Source organism: Rhodococcus sp. BUPNP1 (assembly GCF_002215235.1).
Taxonomy (GTDB): domain Bacteria; phylum Actinomycetota; class Actinomycetes; order Mycobacteriales; family Mycobacteriaceae; genus Rhodococcus.
The window spans coordinates 1-15,179 of sequence record NZ_NERM01000032.1; the positions used below are offsets into that span (position 1 = coordinate 1).

Annotated in this window: 12 protein-coding genes; 5 read left to right on the forward strand and 7 right to left on the reverse strand. The window is 70.2% G+C overall.

Annotation, left to right across the window (positions count from 1 at the left end; all coding sequences use genetic code 11):
* Positions 1 to 2,744: 2,744 nt before the first annotated feature.
* Both B9C99_RS22415 and B9C99_RS22420 read right to left on the reverse strand, forming a co-directional pair.
* Complete coding sequence (locus tag B9C99_RS22415) at positions 2,745 to 3,809, reverse strand: NAD-dependent epimerase/dehydratase family protein (RefSeq protein WP_088899405.1); 1,065 nt, start codon at positions 3,807 to 3,809, stop codon at positions 2,745 to 2,747.
* A gap of 49 nt (positions 3,810 to 3,858) precedes the next feature.
* Positions 3,859 to 4,248 carry a hypothetical protein gene (locus B9C99_RS22420; protein ID WP_088899406.1) on the reverse strand — a complete coding sequence of 130 codons (390 nt, stop codon included), beginning with the start codon at positions 4,246 to 4,248 and terminating at the stop codon, positions 3,859 to 3,861.
* 120 nt (positions 4,249 to 4,368) lie between these two features.
* On the opposite strand from B9C99_RS22420, the gene B9C99_RS22425 reads away from it, so the two are divergent.
* A complete protein-coding gene (locus B9C99_RS22425; RefSeq protein ID WP_026061388.1) occupies positions 4,369 to 5,457 on the forward strand; it encodes a TrkA family potassium uptake protein in 1,089 nt (362 codons plus the stop codon).
* Positions 5,458 to 5,466: 9 nt separating this feature from the next.
* A complete protein-coding gene (nudC, locus tag B9C99_RS22430) occupies positions 5,467 to 6,366 on the forward strand; it encodes an NAD(+) diphosphatase (RefSeq protein ID WP_088899407.1) in 900 nt (299 codons plus the stop codon).
* A gap of 77 nt (positions 6,367 to 6,443) precedes the next feature.
* On the opposite strand, the gene B9C99_RS22435 is transcribed toward nudC, so the two are convergent.
* Positions 6,444 to 6,698, reverse strand: coding sequence for a mycoredoxin (locus B9C99_RS22435; protein ID WP_016693351.1), 255 nt, complete (start codon positions 6,696 to 6,698; stop codon positions 6,444 to 6,446).
* A 110-nt stretch (positions 6,699 to 6,808) separates the two neighbouring features.
* On the opposite strand from B9C99_RS22435, the gene B9C99_RS22440 reads away from it, so the two are divergent.
* The gene (locus tag B9C99_RS22440; RefSeq protein ID WP_088899408.1) at positions 6,809 to 8,953 is read left to right on the forward strand and encodes an ATP-dependent DNA helicase UvrD2; all 2,145 of its coding nucleotides are present in this window, start codon (positions 6,809 to 6,811) and stop codon (positions 8,951 to 8,953) included.
* Between the two features lie 98 nt (positions 8,954 to 9,051).
* Here B9C99_RS22440 and B9C99_RS22445 read toward each other — a convergent pair whose 3' ends face one another.
* Positions 9,052 to 9,411 carry a VOC family protein gene (locus tag B9C99_RS22445; RefSeq protein ID WP_016693349.1) on the reverse strand — a complete coding sequence of 120 codons (360 nt, stop codon included), beginning with the start codon at positions 9,409 to 9,411 and terminating at the stop codon, positions 9,052 to 9,054.
* Positions 9,412 to 9,944: 533 nt separating this feature from the next.
* Here B9C99_RS22445 and B9C99_RS22450 point away from each other — a divergent pair.
* Complete coding sequence (locus B9C99_RS22450) at positions 9,945 to 10,271, forward strand: WhiB family transcriptional regulator (protein ID WP_051033099.1); 327 nt, start codon at positions 9,945 to 9,947, stop codon at positions 10,269 to 10,271.
* A gap of 19 nt (positions 10,272 to 10,290) precedes the next feature.
* Here B9C99_RS22450 and B9C99_RS22455 read toward each other — a convergent pair whose 3' ends face one another.
* The 3 genes from B9C99_RS22455 to B9C99_RS22465 form a co-directional block, all read right to left on the reverse strand.
* Positions 10,291 to 11,616 (reverse strand): AarF/UbiB family protein, encoded by a 1,326-nt coding sequence (locus tag B9C99_RS22455; RefSeq protein ID WP_088899421.1) that lies wholly within the window; start codon positions 11,614 to 11,616, stop codon positions 10,291 to 10,293.
* Positions 11,613 to 12,506: a hypothetical protein gene (locus B9C99_RS22460; protein WP_088899409.1), complete on the reverse strand. Its 894-nt coding sequence runs from the start codon at positions 12,504 to 12,506 to the stop codon at positions 11,613 to 11,615. The genes B9C99_RS22455 and B9C99_RS22460 overlap by 4 nt, the downstream gene beginning before the upstream one ends.
* 84 nt (positions 12,507 to 12,590) lie before the next feature.
* Positions 12,591 to 14,036 carry a zinc-dependent metalloprotease gene (locus tag B9C99_RS22465; protein ID WP_088899410.1) on the reverse strand — a complete coding sequence of 482 codons (1,446 nt, stop codon included), beginning with the start codon at positions 14,034 to 14,036 and terminating at the stop codon, positions 12,591 to 12,593.
* 115 nt (positions 14,037 to 14,151) lie between these two features.
* On the opposite strand from B9C99_RS22465, the gene B9C99_RS22470 reads away from it, so the two are divergent.
* Positions 14,152 to 15,177, forward strand: coding sequence for a PDZ domain-containing protein (locus tag B9C99_RS22470; RefSeq protein ID WP_088899411.1), 1,026 nt, complete (start codon positions 14,152 to 14,154; stop codon positions 15,175 to 15,177).
* The last annotated feature ends 2 nt before the right edge of the window (positions 15,178 to 15,179 follow it).

The following is a 15,179-nucleotide window of genomic DNA, read 5'->3' on the forward strand; positions in this document are numbered from 1 at the left end:
TAGGAGACGGTCTCGTGGGCTCGGAGATGTGTATAAGAGACAGCTGCTCGGTTACCTCGAGACCCAGCACGCGCGGTTGCAGTTGCTTCCGCTCGTCGAACGGCTGTCCGAGACACTGCGTCGCGAAGGTGCCCTCGACTTCGGCAGCCAGATGTCGCTGGCCGCGCGGGTCGCCCGCGATCACCGCGAGGTGGGAGCCGGTGAGCGGGAACGATTCCGGGCCGTGCTGCTCGACGAGTACCAGGACACCGGGCACGCCCAGCGCGTGCTGCTCGCCGCCCTGTTCGGCGGGGGCGCCGATCCCGGTCTCGCGGTCACCGCGGTCGGCGATCCCATGCAGTCCATCTACGGCTGGCGCGGCGCGTCGGCCGCCAACCTGCCGCGGTTCGCGACCGACTTCCCGGCGGCCGACGGCGAACCGGCACCCACTCGCGAACTGCTCACCAGCTGGCGCAATCCGCCGCAGGCCCTCGAACTGGCGAATGTCTCGTCCGAACCTCTGCGCGATCGCGGGGTGTCGGTCAGCCGGTTGCGTCCCCGCCCCGACGCGACCGCCGGTGACGTCCGCCTCGCGCTGCACTCCGACGTCGCGGTCGAACGGGACTGGGTCGCCGACCGGATCGCCGCCGAGTACGCCGCCGCCCGCGAGGCCGGACGCACACCGCCGACCGCTGCGGTCCTCGTCCGACGCAACGCCGACGCCGCGCCGATCGCCGAGGCGCTGCGCGCCCGCGACCTTCCGGTCGAGGTCGTCGGCATCGGCGGGTTGCTGCACACGCCGGAGGTCGCCGACGTGCTCGCGATGCTGCGTCTCGCGGCCGATCCGCTGGCCGGGAGCGCGGCCGTGCGGGTGCTCACCGGCGCGCGCTGGCAGCTCGGTGCCGCCGACCTGAAGGCACTGTGGGAACGCGCCCAGGAACTGGCCATCGCCGGGCGTTGGGGTGTCGCCGGTGCGGTGACCGATCCCGACGCGCTCGAGGACGCCCTCGATTCGGCACTGCCCGGTGAGTACGCCGACCAGGCCGGTCTCGCGGATGCGATCTCCGATCCCGGCGACAGCAGCCGCTATTCGGAGTTCGGCTACGCGCGCATCGTCGCGCTCGGCCGCGAACTGACCTCCCTGCGCGAGCGGCTCGGCCAGCCGCTCACCGAACTCGTCGCCGAGGTCGAGCGTGTTCTCGGTATCGGCATCGAGACCGAGGCCCGCGTGGGCAGCCGACGCGGTGTCGCCGGCCGCGAACATCTCGACGCCTTCGCCTCCGTCGTCGCGTCCTATGCGGGACGGACCAACGCGACCCTGCCCGGTCTGCTGTCCTACCTCGCGGCGGCGGAGGAGATCGAACAGGGGCTCGCGCCCGGTGAGGTGGAGGTCGACCCCGACCGGGTGCAGGTCCTCACCGTTCACTCGGCGAAGGGTCTCGAATGGGAGGTCGTCGCCGTCCCACACGTCGCCGCCGGGGTATTCCCGTCGTCCACGGTCGCCGCGACCTGGCTCGGCTCGACGACCGAACTGCCCCCGCATCTGCGGGGCGACCGGGTGCTGCCCGACGACGATCCGGGCAGCACCGACGGTGTGCCCGTGCTCGACCTCGACGACGTCTCCGACCGCAAGATGCTCGAGCGGGCCATCGACGCCCACAAGGACGCGCTCAAACGCCGCAAGCTCGACGAGGACCGCCGGTTGTTCTACGTCGCTCTCACCCGCACCGAACGAGCACTGTTCGTTTCCGCCCACCACTGGGCCGACACCGGATCCGAACCGAAGGGGCCCTCGCCGTTCCTCGGGGAACTGCACGAGATCGTCACGGCCCGGCCCGAACTCGGTGCGGTCGACCACTGGGCTCCGGAACCCGAACCGGAGGAGGAGAACCCGCTCACGGCGTCACCGCGCAGCGCACTGTGGCCGCGCGACCCGCTCGGTGCGCGGCGCACCGAGGTCGAACGCGGTGCGGCACTGGTCCTCGCCGAGTTCGACCGGACCGACCTCCCGACCGAGTACGACGACGATCCCGACGAGTGGGCCACCGACGTGGATGCGCTTCTGGCCGAACGCGAACAGCGCGCCGAGCAGAGCGCCGAGGTGGTGCTGCCCGCCCAGCTGTCCGTCAGTCAGCTCGTCGATCTCGCCACCGATCCCGACGCTCTCGCTGCCCGTCTGCGTCGTCCGTTGCCGTTCCGGCCCAATCCGCTCGCGCGTCGCGGCACCGCCTTCCACGCGTGGCTCGAGCGCAGATTCGGCGCGACACGCCTGCTCGACCTCGACGAGCTTCCCGGTGCCGACGACGAGGACGGCGACGATTCGCACTTCGACCGGCTCCAGGAGGCGTTCCTGCGATCGAAATGGGCGTCGCGCAACCCCGTCGAGGTCGAGGTGCCGTTCGAAACGGCCCTGGGCGGCACCGTGATCCGCGGCCGCATCGACGCCGTCTTCGAGGATCCGGACGGCGGCTGGACGGTCATCGACTGGAAGACCGGCGCCGAACCGGAAGGTGAGAAGCTCGCCGCGGTGGGTGTGCAGCTCGCCGCGTACCGGCTCGCCTGGGCCCAGTTGATGGCGGCGCGGACCGAGCGGCTCACCGGCCGGCCGGCCGAACTGCCGTTGCACAAGGTCCGAGCGGCCTTCCACTACGTCCGCACCGGACGCACCGTCGCCCCCGAGGAACTGCCGAATGCGGCGATGCTCGAACGCCTCGTGCTCGAGGCGGGGAATCTGCGAGGGCGTGCCGACGGCGAGTGATGCGGCCTCAGGGGCGCTGCCCCACGCCGGTGGCCACCTCGTGTGCCCGGCGGCCGGCGGTGTCGGGTGCCAGGGGAGCGGTGGGCATCCCGGCTCCCTCTCGGAGGCCCGACAGGAATTCCTCGAGGATCTCGGGCGGCGAATACTGCGGTTCCCAGCCCAGTTCGGTGCGGGCGCGGGTGCTGTCGAGCAGCGGAAGTTGCAGCACGGTGTCGAGCAGGCCGGGCGAGGCCGGGACGAGATGCGCGTGCCAGGCCGCCCGCACGGCCTCGCGGAGTGCCGCGCGCGGCACCGGAATCTTTCTGGCGGAGAACATCTCTGCCAGGAACGCGCCGTCCACGGGTGGTTCCGTGGCGAGGTTGAACGCGCCGCGGACGGGCCGGACCGTCGCACGGACGAAGGCGTCGGCCACGTCGCTCGTGTGCAGTACCTGGGCACGCAGATCCTCGACCAACGGCATCACGGGGAGCAATCCGCTGCGCAGCAAGTTCCCCGGGAGCAGGGGGCCGACGAACAGGCGTCGCTGCGAGGTCGCAGATTCGCGTTTGAAGATGAAGTAGGGGCGCATCCGCACGACGCGTGTCTCCGGCGCCTGCAGTTCGAGGGTGTCGAGAAAACGTTCCAGATACGACTTCTCGCGGGGATAGGCGGCACCCGGCCACCCGTGTGTGGGCCAGTCCTCGGTGACGCGATCCGTCGAGCTTCCGGGCGAATAGGCCGCGACCGACGACGAGTAGATCAGCGCGGGAACCTTCTCCGCGGCCGCCGCCTCGAAGACCGAGATCGCGCCGAGCACATTGTTCTCCCAGGTCACCTCTGGGCGGTGCGTGGGCTGGAACAGCCACGACAGGTGGATCACCGCGTCGGCGCCCCGCACGATCGGGCGGAAGTCGTCGGTGGTGGTGTCGGCGACCGTGAACGTCGCCTTGGGGGACGTCCACTCCGCCGGTCGTCGCGCGACGCCGACGATCTCGGCGACGTCGGGTTCGCGCCCGAGCGCCTCGACGATCCCGGTTCCCAGGTTTCCGGTCGCGCCGACGACGACCACCTTCAGACCACGTGCGGTGTCCATACCGACGCATACCCGCTCGATGTGACCTCAATCACCGCGTGTGGGTAGCTCAGCGGGAGGAGGTGCGGCGGACCTTCAGCGCCTCGGTGACGAGCGGGATCTGCAGCGGAAGCCGGGCAAGCGACACCGCCTTGGCGGCGGGGGAGATCTTCGGGCTGCGCAGCCACGTCACGGCCATCTGCACGTTGGCGGGGAAGACCGCCAGGAACAGCGCCGCGGCCAGGGAACCGCCGAGGCGCCGGGTGCGGGGCACGGCGAGCGCGCCGGCGACGGCGATCTCCGCGACCCCCGAGGCGTAGGTGTAGGTACGGGCATCGCCCGGCAGGGCGCGGGGCACGATGCCGTCGAACGGTTCCGGTCGCACGAAGTGCAGGACCCCCACGCCGAGGAGGAGACTTGCCAGCCGGATCGCAGAGCGCTGCGACGCTTTCGTGGACATGCGTGCCAGACTAGCGCGCGGCGGTAGGCTGCGATCCGGTATCGAGGCGGTCCGCCCGGTGCCGCGACGGCGGAGGGCGGTCTCCGGCGCAGGTCGACAGCAGGAAGGTGGGACACCGCGATGCCCGGGAGGTTGCGTGCGCGGTTCAGCCGCTCCGATCAGCTCACCGAGCGCCCCGACTTCGCGCTCGTCGGTGTGCTGCGCGTACCGCAGGAGCAGACGAGTCCCGGCTTCGCGATCGCGCGTCGCATCGGCTACGCCTTCGCTGCGCTGATCCTCGCGGTTCTCGTGGTCTACCTCGACCGCGACGGCTACCGCGACTCGCAGGGCAGCGAACTGTCGCTGCTCGACTGCATCTACTACGCCACCGTGTCGCTCTCGACCACCGGTTACGGCGACATCACCCCCTTCACCCCCCAAGCGAGACTGATCAACATCCTGGTGATCACTCCACTGCGGGTGTTCTTCCTCATCGTGCTGGTCGGTACCACGCTCTCTGCACTGACCGAGAGTTCCCGGCAAGCATTCAAGATCCAGCGTTGGAGGCGCCGCGTGCGTAATCACACCGTCGTCATCGGCTTCGGTACCAAGGGCCGTACCGCGGTCGACGCGATGCTCGGCGACGGAGTCCCGCCGTCCGAGATCGTCGTCGTCGACACCGATCCGGTCGTTCTCGAGTCCGCCGCAGGGCAGGGACTCGTGACGGTCCAGGGTTCGGCGACGAAATCCGATGTGCTCCGCCTCGCCGGAGTGCAGCACGCAGCCGCCGTGATCGTCGCCGCGAACCGAGACGACACCGCGGTACTCGTGACCCTCAGCGCCCGCGAGATCGCTCCGCGCGCGAAGATCGTCGCCGCGATCCGCGAGTCGGAGAACACCCACCTGCTGCGTCAGTCGGGAGCCGACTCGGTGGTCATCTCGTCGGAGACGGCGGGTCGCCTGCTCGGTATCGCCACGACCACGCCGAACGTCGTCGAGATGATCGAGGACCTGCTCACCCCGGAGGCGGGATTCGCCATCGCCGAACGCGACGTCGACCCCAGCGAGGTCGGGGGATCCCCGCGGCATCTCAAGGACATCGTTCTCGCCGTCGTCCGGGACGGGCGGATGTGGCGGATCGGTTCGCCCGAGGTCGACGCGCTCGAAGCGAACGACAAACTGCTCTACATCCGCCTGGTGGGTTCGCCGCCGGGCGCCATGCGTGGCTAGGGTGCTGATGTGACCGGTTTCGCTCTGTCGGGTACCCCGCTGCTCTCACGTACCGTCGTCGACCGGGCGGAGGAACTGCGTAAGGACGAGGACGCCCTGCGCGCCGGCTGGGCCGACGCGAAACTTCTGCGGGTCGACCGGCGTAACCAGGTCCGCGTCTCCGACAGCGCGCTCGTGCTCGGTGAGGCGTCCGAACTCGGCCCCGAACCGGTCGAGGGCGCGATCTTCCTGGGTATCCGCGACGGACACCACGTCTGGGCGACCCGCGTCCTGGCGCAGACGGGCACGGTGGCCGATCTGCGGCGCGTCGGCGAGCGTCTCGACGATGCCGACGCCGACCTGATGGTCAGCGCGGTCGCGTTGCTGAACTGGCACGACAACGCCGGCTACAGCGCGGTCGACGGCTCGCCCACCCGCCCGACGATGTCCGGTTGGTCCCGGATCAGCACCGAGACCGGGCACGAGGAGTTCCCCCGCACCGACCCGGCGATCATCTGCCTCGTGCACGACGGACACGACCGGGTGCTGCTCGCCCGCCAGCCGGTGTGGCCCGAGCGGCGCTTCTCCGTTCTCGCGGGCTTCGTGGAAGCCGGTGAGTCGCTCGAATCGTGCGTGGTGCGGGAGATCCGCGAAGAGGTCGGTGTCGAGGTGCGCGACGTGCGGTATCTCGGCAGTCAGCCCTGGCCGTTCCCTCGGTCGCTCATGCTGGGATTCGCGGCCATCGCCGATCCCGAGCAGGCGCTGGACTTCCGCGACGGGGAGATCACCGAGGCGCGGTGGTTCACCCGCGACGAGGTCCGTGCGGCGCTGGCGACGGGTGACTGGGCCTCCGCCGAGGACGCCCCGCTGCTGCTGCCCGGCTCGATCTCCATCGCGCGCGGGATGCTCGAAGGCTGGGCCAAGGAGTAGAAGGCCCGGAGTAGAAGCCCGGGCACGAGAGAGGCCGGCCGCGACGGACGCGACCGGCCTTTCCGAACGAGCAGGAACTACAGACCCAGAGCGCGCTGGACCTCGGCGAGCGACGGGTTGGTGGCGGTGCTGCCGTCGGCGAACTTGACGGTGGGCACCACGTGGTTGCCGTTGTTGACGCTGCCGACGAACTCCGCGGCTGCCGGATCCGACTCGATGTCGATCTCGGTGTACGCGATGCCGTTCTGGTCGAGCTGGGTCTTCAGCCGCCTGCAGTAACCGCACCAGGTGGTGGAGTAGACGGTCAGGGCGGGTGCGTCGGTGGTCGTCATGTCTTCGAGAACATCACAGCCGTCGAACATGTTCCGCGACCGGGGTGGGCTGTGGTCCTCACCACAGCGGGCGAGGTCACCGGTGGGCTGCGCTGTCGGCGGTCGCTGTCATGATGGAGGCCATGTGTGCGGATGTGGTGGACGGTCTCGACCCCGAGCAGGCAGCAGCGGTACTCGCCCCACGCGGGCCGGTCTGCGTGCTCGCCGGTGCCGGCACCGGCAAGACCCGCACCATCACGCGCCGCATCGCCCACCTCGTCTCCGCCGGTCACGTCTCCGCGAGTCAGGTCCTCGCCGTCACCTTCACCGCCCGCGCGGCAGGGGAGATGCGCTCACGCCTGCGCGCCCTGGGTATCGGCGGCGACGGCACGCAGGTGCAGGCCCGCACCTTCCACGCCGCGGCGTTGCGGCAGCTGCGGTACTTCTGGCCGCAGGTCGTCGGCGACACGCCGTGGCAACTGCTCGACCGCAAGTTCGCGGCCGTCTCGCAGGCGGCGCACCGGTGCGGCTTCCCGACCGACACCGACACCGTGCGCGACCTGCTGTCGGAGATCGAATGGTCCAAGGGCACGCTCGTCGCACCCGAGGACTATCCGGCCGCGGCCGCCCGCGCCCACCGCACCCCACCGGCCGATCCCGAGCGGGTCGCGCGTGTCTACGAGACGTACGAGCAGCTCAAGACCCGGTCGGGCGACGGGATGTATCTCGACTTCGACGACCTGCTGCTGCACACCGCCGCGGCCCTCGAGGACAACCTCGCGGTGGCCGAGGAGTTCCGCGACCGCTACCGCTGCTTCGTCGTCGACGAGTACCAGGACGTCACGCCGCTGCAGCAGCGCGTGCTCGACGCATGGCTCGGCGAGCGCGACGATCTCACGGTGGTCGGCGACGCCAACCAGACCATCTATTCGTTCACCGGCGCCACCCCGAAGCACCTGCTCGACTTCTCGCGCCGGTTCCCCGACGCCACGGTCGTGCGCCTCGAACGCGACTACCGCTCCACCCCGGAGGTGGTCGACCTCGCCAACCGCGTGATCGGTGCGGCGCGGGGCCGCATCGCCGGCACCCGGCTCAAGCTCGTCGGTCAGCGTCCGTCCGGGCCGGAGCCCACCTTCGCCGAGTTCGACGACGAACCCGCCGAAGCCCAGGCGGTCGCCAAGGCCGTCGCGAAGCTGATGGGCAAGGGGGTCCCGGCGGCCGAGATCGCGGTGCTCTACCGCATCAACGCCCAGTCCGAGGCCTACGAGCAGGCGTTCACGCAGGCAGGAATCCCGTACCAGGTGCGCGGCGGCGAAGGCTTCTTCAACCGCGCGGAGGTCCGGCAGGCGGTCAACGCGCTGCGCCAGGTGGGTACGCGTGACGACCTGCCGGAGGACGCCGGTCGCGGTGCCGGGCTGCTCAGCCTCGTCCGGGCCACCCTGGTGCCGCTCGGCCTGACCGACACCGAACCGGTGGGCGCGCAGGCACGCGAGCGCTGGGCGTCGCTCGTCGCGCTCGTGCAGCTCACCGAGGAACTGCTCGAGCACGAACCCGACCTCGATCTGCAGGGTCTGCTGCGCGATCTCGCGGCCCGTGCCGAAGCGCGCCAGCCACCGACCGTCCAGGGGGTCACGCTCGCGTCGCTGCACGCGGCGAAGGGCCTCGAATGGGACGCGGTCTTCCTCGTCGGACTCACCGACGGCACCCTGCCGATCACCCACGTCACCGGCGACAAGGACACCCCACCCGACGAGGCCGGCATCGAGGAGGAACGGCGGCTGCTCTACGTCGGCGTTACCCGTGCCCGCGTGCACCTGCAACTGTCGTGGGCGTTGTCCCGCACGGCGGGCGGTCGCCGGTCGCGGCGACGCTCCCGCTTCCTGCACGGGCTCATCCCCGACAGTTCACCTGCCTCGAAGATCGCCGAACGGGCCTCCCCGCGGAAGAAGCGCCCGCAGTGCCGTGTCTGCGGCAAGCCGCTCATGGGCACCACCTCGACCATGCTCGGCCGCTGCGAGGGTTGCCCGTCCGATCTCGACGAGAACCTGCTCGTCGCGCTCAAGGAATGGCGCCGGGAACGCTCGAAGGAGATGAAGGTTCCGGCCTACGTCGTCTTCAGCGACAACACCCTCGTCGCGATCGCCGAACAGCAGCCGCGCGACGATCGTGCGTTGGTCGCCATCCCGGGGATCGGGGCGAAGAAGCTCGAGCAGTACGGCGCCGACGTGCTCGCCCTCGTGCGAGGGGAGCGCGCCGTCGACACTCTCGACCTCTAGGGCACCGTCGACACTCTCGACCTCTAGGGCACCGTCGACACTCTCGACCTCCAGCGCACCGTCGACACTCTCGACCTCTGAGGACTACCCGGCGGGGATCACTCGGCGCACAGGCAGAAGTAGTGCCCGGCCGGATCGCGGAACACCCGGAAGGTGGTCTTGTTCGAGCCGTCGTCGGCGCGCAGCGCGTCGAGCCCGAGGACGAGACGTTCGGCCTCGTCGAGGTCGGGTACGTGGAAGTCGAGATGGGCGTGCACACCGTCGGCGGGCCAGTGCCGCGGCGTGAAGTCGGGATCGCGCTGGAACGCGATGGCCGTCGAGTCGTCACGGGCGAGTTCGACCCAGTCTTCTCGCTCGTTGGTGATCGTCCATCCGAGCAACCGGCGGTAGAAGTCGGCGAGCGCGCGCGGATCCGGGCAGTCGAGGACGGGCAGGAATCTCGTGGTCGCGAGGGACATGCCCTCCGACTGTAGTGCCGGGACGAAGAACGCGGCACGAAACCGCAGGTAGAAAATAACTTGTGCCGATCGTGTCCACGAATCTAGGCTGGATGACGATGTCACGGGAGACGGCCCGTGCGCGACGAGAAAGTGAGGTGGCCCCGATGCTCGGCTTCGATGCTCTTGCAGCGACAGCGGCCCCTCGTGTCGCTGTGGCCGCCGCTACCACTCGCATCGCCACACCTGTGGCTCGTACCGCCGCCACACCTGTGGCTGGTACCGCCGCCACACCTGTGGCTGCCGCAGTGGTAGCCGCGCCGCGTGCACGCCGACGTGTGTACGCCGCCGCCGTCTCGTCCGTGGTCGGAAGTCGATCGGGAAGTATCTCCCGGTAGACCTTCGTCTCCTCCAGGCCACGGACCCCGCCCAGCGGACCGTGGCCTTTCTCGTTCTCCGGCCGGGTTCGCATCGCATTCCACCGAACCAACGAAGGAGCTCACGTGCCGAGCGAATACCCGTCGAGCCTGTCGAACCGAACGGAAGGAGACGAGATGCGTCGTACCGACATCCTGTCGCGCAGCGACACTTTCGCGGTGTCACGCGACGACCGCGACCGCGACACCCTGCCGTGCCACGACAACGACCCCGACCTGTGGTTCGCCGAGACCCCGGCCGATCTCGAGTATGCCAAGACGCTGTGCGCGGGCTGCCCGGTGCGTGCCCGGTGCCTCGACGCCGCTCTCGAGCGGGAGGAACCCTGGGGCGTGTGGGGCGGGGAGATCATCGACCGTGGTGTCGTCGTGGCCCGCAAGCGGCCGCGGGGCCGGCCTCGGAAGAATCCGCTGCCCGAACCCCGCAAGGAACTGGTCTGTGCGTGAATACGGTTGCCCGGCTTCGTCACTCCTCGACGAAGCCGGGTAGCCATTCGCTGAGGATGCGCATGTACGGTGCCTCGGCGTCGAGCTGAGCGCAGATGCCGACCGAACCGAGCAGTACCCGGAACACACTCACGTACTCGGGCGGAAGGTTCAGCGTCCGGGCCGTCTTGAAGGTGGAACTCGAGAAGTCCGTGGCCGTGCCCGCCACCCGCTGCAGCCATGCGCGGGTGAAGTGGAACGACTCGGTGTGGATCGGATCGGTGAACGGCCGGAGGTAGTCGGCGATCTCCTCGTCGGTGACCGTGCGGCCGGGCAGCACGAACTTGTTGTCGTAGAGCAGCCGGGTGAGTTCGTCGAAACGCTCGTCGAGGGCGAGCCGGACCATCCGTCCGAGCACCGGCGGGAAGCCGTCGGGCATCGCTGCCGTGGCCCCGAAGTCGATGACCCCGAGACGGCCGTCGTCGAGCAGCATGAAGTTGCCCGGATGCGGGTCGCTGTGGAGCAGACCGGCCCGTGCGGGCGAGCAGAAGTGGAACTCCGCGAGCAGCGCACCGGCCCGGTTGCGCTGCTCCCGCGTACCACCGCTGATGATCGCCGACAGCGGAGTGGCCGAAAGCCATTCGGTCACGACGACCTTCGGTGCACTCGCGACGACACGCGGGATCAGGAACTTCTCGTCGCCGGCGAAGGCCTTGGCGAAGGCCCGCTGGTTGTCGGCCTCGATCCGGTAGTCGAGTTCTTCCTCGGTGCGTGCGGACAACTCGTCGAGCAGCGCACGCACATCGGCGCCCGGCATCATCGTGGCGAACAATCCGGCGAACCGGGACAGCGTGCGCATGTCGGCGCGCAGTGCCTCGTCGGCGCCCGGGTACTGGACCTTCACCGCGACCTCGCGTCCGTCCGACCACACGGCCCGATGCACCTGGCCGATACTGGCCGACGCGACGGGCACGTCGTCGAACGACTCGAAGCGCTCGCGCCACTTCGTGCCGAGTTGCTGGTCGAGCACGCGGTGCACGGCCCGGGCGGGCAGGGGAGGGGCCTCGGCCTGCAGTTTGGTGAGCGCCTCCCGATACGGCTCGGCGAACTCCTCCGGGACGGCGGCTTCCATCACGCTCAGGGCCTGGCCGAACTTCATGGCGCCGCCCTTGAGTTCGCCCAGCACGCTGAACAACTGTTCGGCGGCCTTCGCCGTCATCTCGGCGTCGATCTCCTCCCGATCTCCACCGGCGAGCCGACGACCGAAACCCACGGCAGCGCGCCCGGCGATTCCCAGAGGAATGCTCGCGAGCTTGGCAGTGCGGGACGAGCTTCTGCGAGGGATGTCTGGCACGCCCCCCATCATGCCTGACCGACCCGAGCGACGGCCGAGCAGTCGCACCGGGGATGACGGAACCACCGACGCGTGACGATGCGGTGGGATCGTAGGTCCAGTTCGAGCGTGCGATCGACCGCCGGAGTCACCGACGGATCGGCGGAGAGGAACGCCTCGATCTGGCCGACGGCCATCGCCGCGGTCGCCGACGTCACCGCCCGGCCGGCGTGGCCCTGCCGCCCGTACAGCTGACTCGCCAGCCGTGGCCAGGACGGATCGAGATCGGTCCGCACGAGATCGGCGCAGCGCAGGCAACTGCTCCGGCCGGGGAGTACGAACGGCCCGACGATGCCGCGTCCGTCCCTGATCCGCACCGCGAGATGAGGGATCCCGACCCGTACGAGCATGCTCACGAGATGGGGGTCGGGCACCTGGCCGTCGGCAAGGACGACGCAGTCGGCCGGACCCTGCGGTTCGTCACCGGACGACGAGCGCACCCACCGCACGTCCCACACCGGGAGATCGTCGACGATCGCCGAGGCGAGCGGACCCGAGCCGTGGACCCGCACCCGCCGCGGTCGCGCCGGACCGACCGGCGACGAGGGGACCTGCCGGACCGCGCCCGTGGCGGTGAGCTCGTCGAGCACCTGGCGCACCCGTCCCGACGGAAGCCCACGCTCGGCCGCGGCGTCGAGCACCTCGTCGAGGGTGAGCCGGCCGTCGAGCAGCCGGACGAGAACGCCGAGGTCGAAGCTGTCCATGCCTTCGGGTGGCAGGACGACGGTCGCGGTGCCGGGACCCCAACCGAGCTGGATCGAGCCGTCGGACCGTTCGAGCACGGCCAGTTCGGGATCGACCCGGAGAACCGCCGCCTCGGGCGGCGCAGGATTCGTGGTCGTCTCGCGCGATGCGGTGATCATGGAGACAGACTGACAGCACCCGCGCCCGTGGACGGCTCACGAGGAGCAGTTGTCCACAGGCGCGGGTGCCTCTGTCGGGTCGTTCTAGGAGGTGCTGTCGTCCCCGGGACGATCCTCGTCGGATCCCTCCTCGGCGGCGCGATCGCGTTCGGCCTGCTCGCGTTCCATGGTCGCCTGCAACTGGGCGATCGGATCGTCGAAGGCTCCGGTGCCGCCGCCGATCACACGGTCGACGAAGGCTGCCGGGTTGTCGAGATCCGACGAGTCCGGCAGCAGGTCGGGGTGCGCCCACACGTGGTCGCGGGCCTCGGTGCCGGCATCGGTGGTGAGGCGTCGCCACAGCGCGGCGGCCTCGCGCACCTTCCGGGGCCGGAGTTCGAGGCCGACGAGCGTGGCGAAGGTCTGCTCCGCCGGTCCGCCCGTGGCGCGGCGACGGCGCAGGGTCTCGGTCAGGGCCGAGGCGCCCGGGAGCCGCTCGCCGAGGGCGTCGGCGACGACCGTCTCGACCCAGCCCTCGACGAGCGCGAGCATCGTCTCGAGCCGTTCGAGGGCGGCCTTCTGCTCCGGGGTGGTCTGGGGTTCGAACGCACCCTGCTTGAGGATCTCCTCGAGCTTGGACGGGTCGGTGAGAGCCGACGAGTCGAGTCCCTGCGCGAGATCCTCGATCGACGACATGTCCATGCGGATGCCGCGTGCGTATTCCTCGACGGTCGCCAGCATCCGCTGACGCAGCCACGGCACGTGGCTGTAGAGGCGCTGGTGGGCGGCCTCGCGTGCGGCGAGGAAGACGAGCACCTCCTGGGCGGGCTGTTCGAGTCCTTCACCGAAGCTCTCGACCGCGGCCGGCAGCAGGGCGGCGGTGCCCTCCGGGCCGAGCGGAAGACCGATGTCGGTGGAGGTGAGCACTTCCTTCGACAGCTGGCCGAGGGCCTGGCCGAGCTGGGAGCCGAAGGCGACCCCGCCCATCTGCGAGAACATGCCGAGCATGGGCCCGGCCATCGCGCGGGCCTCCTCGGGCAGGCCGTTCAGCATCATGCCGTTGACCTGCTCGGCGATCGGATCGCACAGGCGCTTCCACGTCTCGAGGGTGTTGTCGAGCCAGTCGACGGGCGTCCACGCCACGACCTTCGACGCACCCGCGGGCAGCGTGGTGGCCGCGTCGAGCCACAGTTCCGCGAGGCGCGCGGCGTCGGCCACGGCGTCGGTGGTGCGGGGCGGGACCGGGTCGACGGACCCGATCTGCTGGCGTGCGAGCTTCGTCGCGATGTCGTAGTTGACCGGGCCCGAGCCGCCGCCGGAACCCATGGCGCTGCCCATGCCGGCGAGCATCTGACCGAACTGGCTGAGCATCTGACCGAACTGCGCGGGATCGAAGCCCTGACCGCCGAACGGGTTGTCGCCCCCGCCGCTGCCGGGGAGTCCGAATCCGAACGGGATGCCGCCACCGGAGCCGCCGCTACCGGAACCCTCGTCCTTCCTGCGGTCGGGGTCGTCGTCGGGATTCGAGAATCCGAAGGGCGTGTCGCTCATGTATCCAACGGTACAAGGCGGCCGGGGCGGGGACCGGCATCGTGGTCACGCTCATGGCGAACACGACACGGTCGTGGTGTGAAGGGGGCGGTCGGGCGACCGTTACCCTGGCCGGGTGAATCGTCGCTACGTCCTGCCGCTCGCGCTCGTGCTCCCGATCCTCGTCATCGTGGTCGTGGCGTTCAACGTCCGGGCGCCGTACGTGGCGCTCGGTCCGGGCCCCGTCTTCGACACGCTCGGCGAGATCGAGGGCACCCCGGTCGTCGCGCTCGAGGGGATCGAGGCGGACGAGACCGAGGGCAGTCTGTTCATGACGACCGTCGGGGTCACCGACAATCTCACCCTCGCGCAGACCTTCACCGCCTGGATCAGCGGTCGCTACGGCGTCGCGCCGCGCGAACAGGTCTATCCGCCCGACCGCAGCAAGGACGAGGTGCAGGCCGTCGACCAGGCGCAGTTCGCCCAGTCGGAGCGCTCCGCCGAACTGGCCGCCCTGCACTATCTCGACCTGCCGGTGACCCTGCGGATCGCGGAGGTGGGTCAGGAGGCTCCCGCTTCCGGGTTGCTCGAGGCGGGCGACCGGATCGTCGCCGTCGGCGGCGAGGAGATGCGCACGGCCGGCCAGGTGCAGCGCGCGGTCGGCGACGTGCCGCCCGGTGAGTCGGTGGGCATCACCGTCCTGCGCGGCGATGCCGAGGAGTCGTTCGACGTTCCGGTCGGTCCCCGGCCCGGCGACCCGGACAAGGGCTTCCTGGGCATCGCCACCGAGGAGGTCCCCGAGGTGCCCTTCGAGGTCACCTTCAACCTGGCCGACATCGGTGGCCCGTCCGCCGGCCTGATGTTCAGCCTGGCCGTGGTGGACAAGCTCAGCCCGGGCCTGCTCAACGGTGGCCTGGACGTCGCCGGTACCGGCACGATCGACTCGGACGGGATGGTCGGGCCGATCGGCGGGATCACCCACAAGCTCACCGCGGCGTCGGAGGACGGCGCGACGGTCTTCCTGGTGCCCGCCGAGAACTGCGCGGAGGCGCAGAGCGGCGCCCCCGAGGGCGTGCAACTCGTGAAGGTCGAGACGCTCGAGGGCGCGATCGACGCGCTGGCCGCGATCGCGGACGGAAGCGACGCGCCGGCCTGCAGCTGATC

What these genes read in the sequence shown, in the direction of transcription:
- B9C99_RS22415 (WP_088899405.1), bottom strand. Translation starts at nt 3,809, where the DNA reads ATGGACACCGCACGTGGTCTGAAGGTGGTCGTCGTCGGCGCGACCGGA.
- B9C99_RS22420 (WP_088899406.1), bottom strand. Translation starts at nt 4,248, where the DNA reads ATGTCCACGAAAGCGTCGCAGCGCTCTGCGATCCGGCTGGCAAGTCTC.
- B9C99_RS22425 (WP_026061388.1), top strand. Translation starts at nt 4,369, where the DNA reads ATGCCCGGGAGGTTGCGTGCGCGGTTCAGCCGCTCCGATCAGCTCACC.
- B9C99_RS22435 (WP_016693351.1), bottom strand. Translation starts at nt 6,698, where the DNA reads ATGACGACCACCGACGCACCCGCCCTGACCGTCTACTCCACCACCTGG.
- B9C99_RS22440 (WP_088899408.1), top strand. Translation starts at nt 6,809, where the DNA reads ATGATGGAGGCCATGTGTGCGGATGTGGTGGACGGTCTCGACCCCGAG.
- B9C99_RS22445 (WP_016693349.1), bottom strand. Translation starts at nt 9,411, where the DNA reads ATGTCCCTCGCGACCACGAGATTCCTGCCCGTCCTCGACTGCCCGGAT.
- B9C99_RS22450 (WP_051033099.1), top strand. Translation starts at nt 9,945, where the DNA reads ATGCGTCGTACCGACATCCTGTCGCGCAGCGACACTTTCGCGGTGTCA.
- B9C99_RS22455 (WP_088899421.1), bottom strand. Translation starts at nt 11,616, where the DNA reads ATGATGGGGGGCGTGCCAGACATCCCTCGCAGAAGCTCGTCCCGCACT.
- B9C99_RS22460 (WP_088899409.1), bottom strand. Translation starts at nt 12,506, where the DNA reads ATGATCACCGCATCGCGCGAGACGACCACGAATCCTGCGCCGCCCGAG.
- B9C99_RS22465 (WP_088899410.1), bottom strand. Translation starts at nt 14,036, where the DNA reads ATGAGCGACACGCCCTTCGGATTCTCGAATCCCGACGACGACCCCGAC.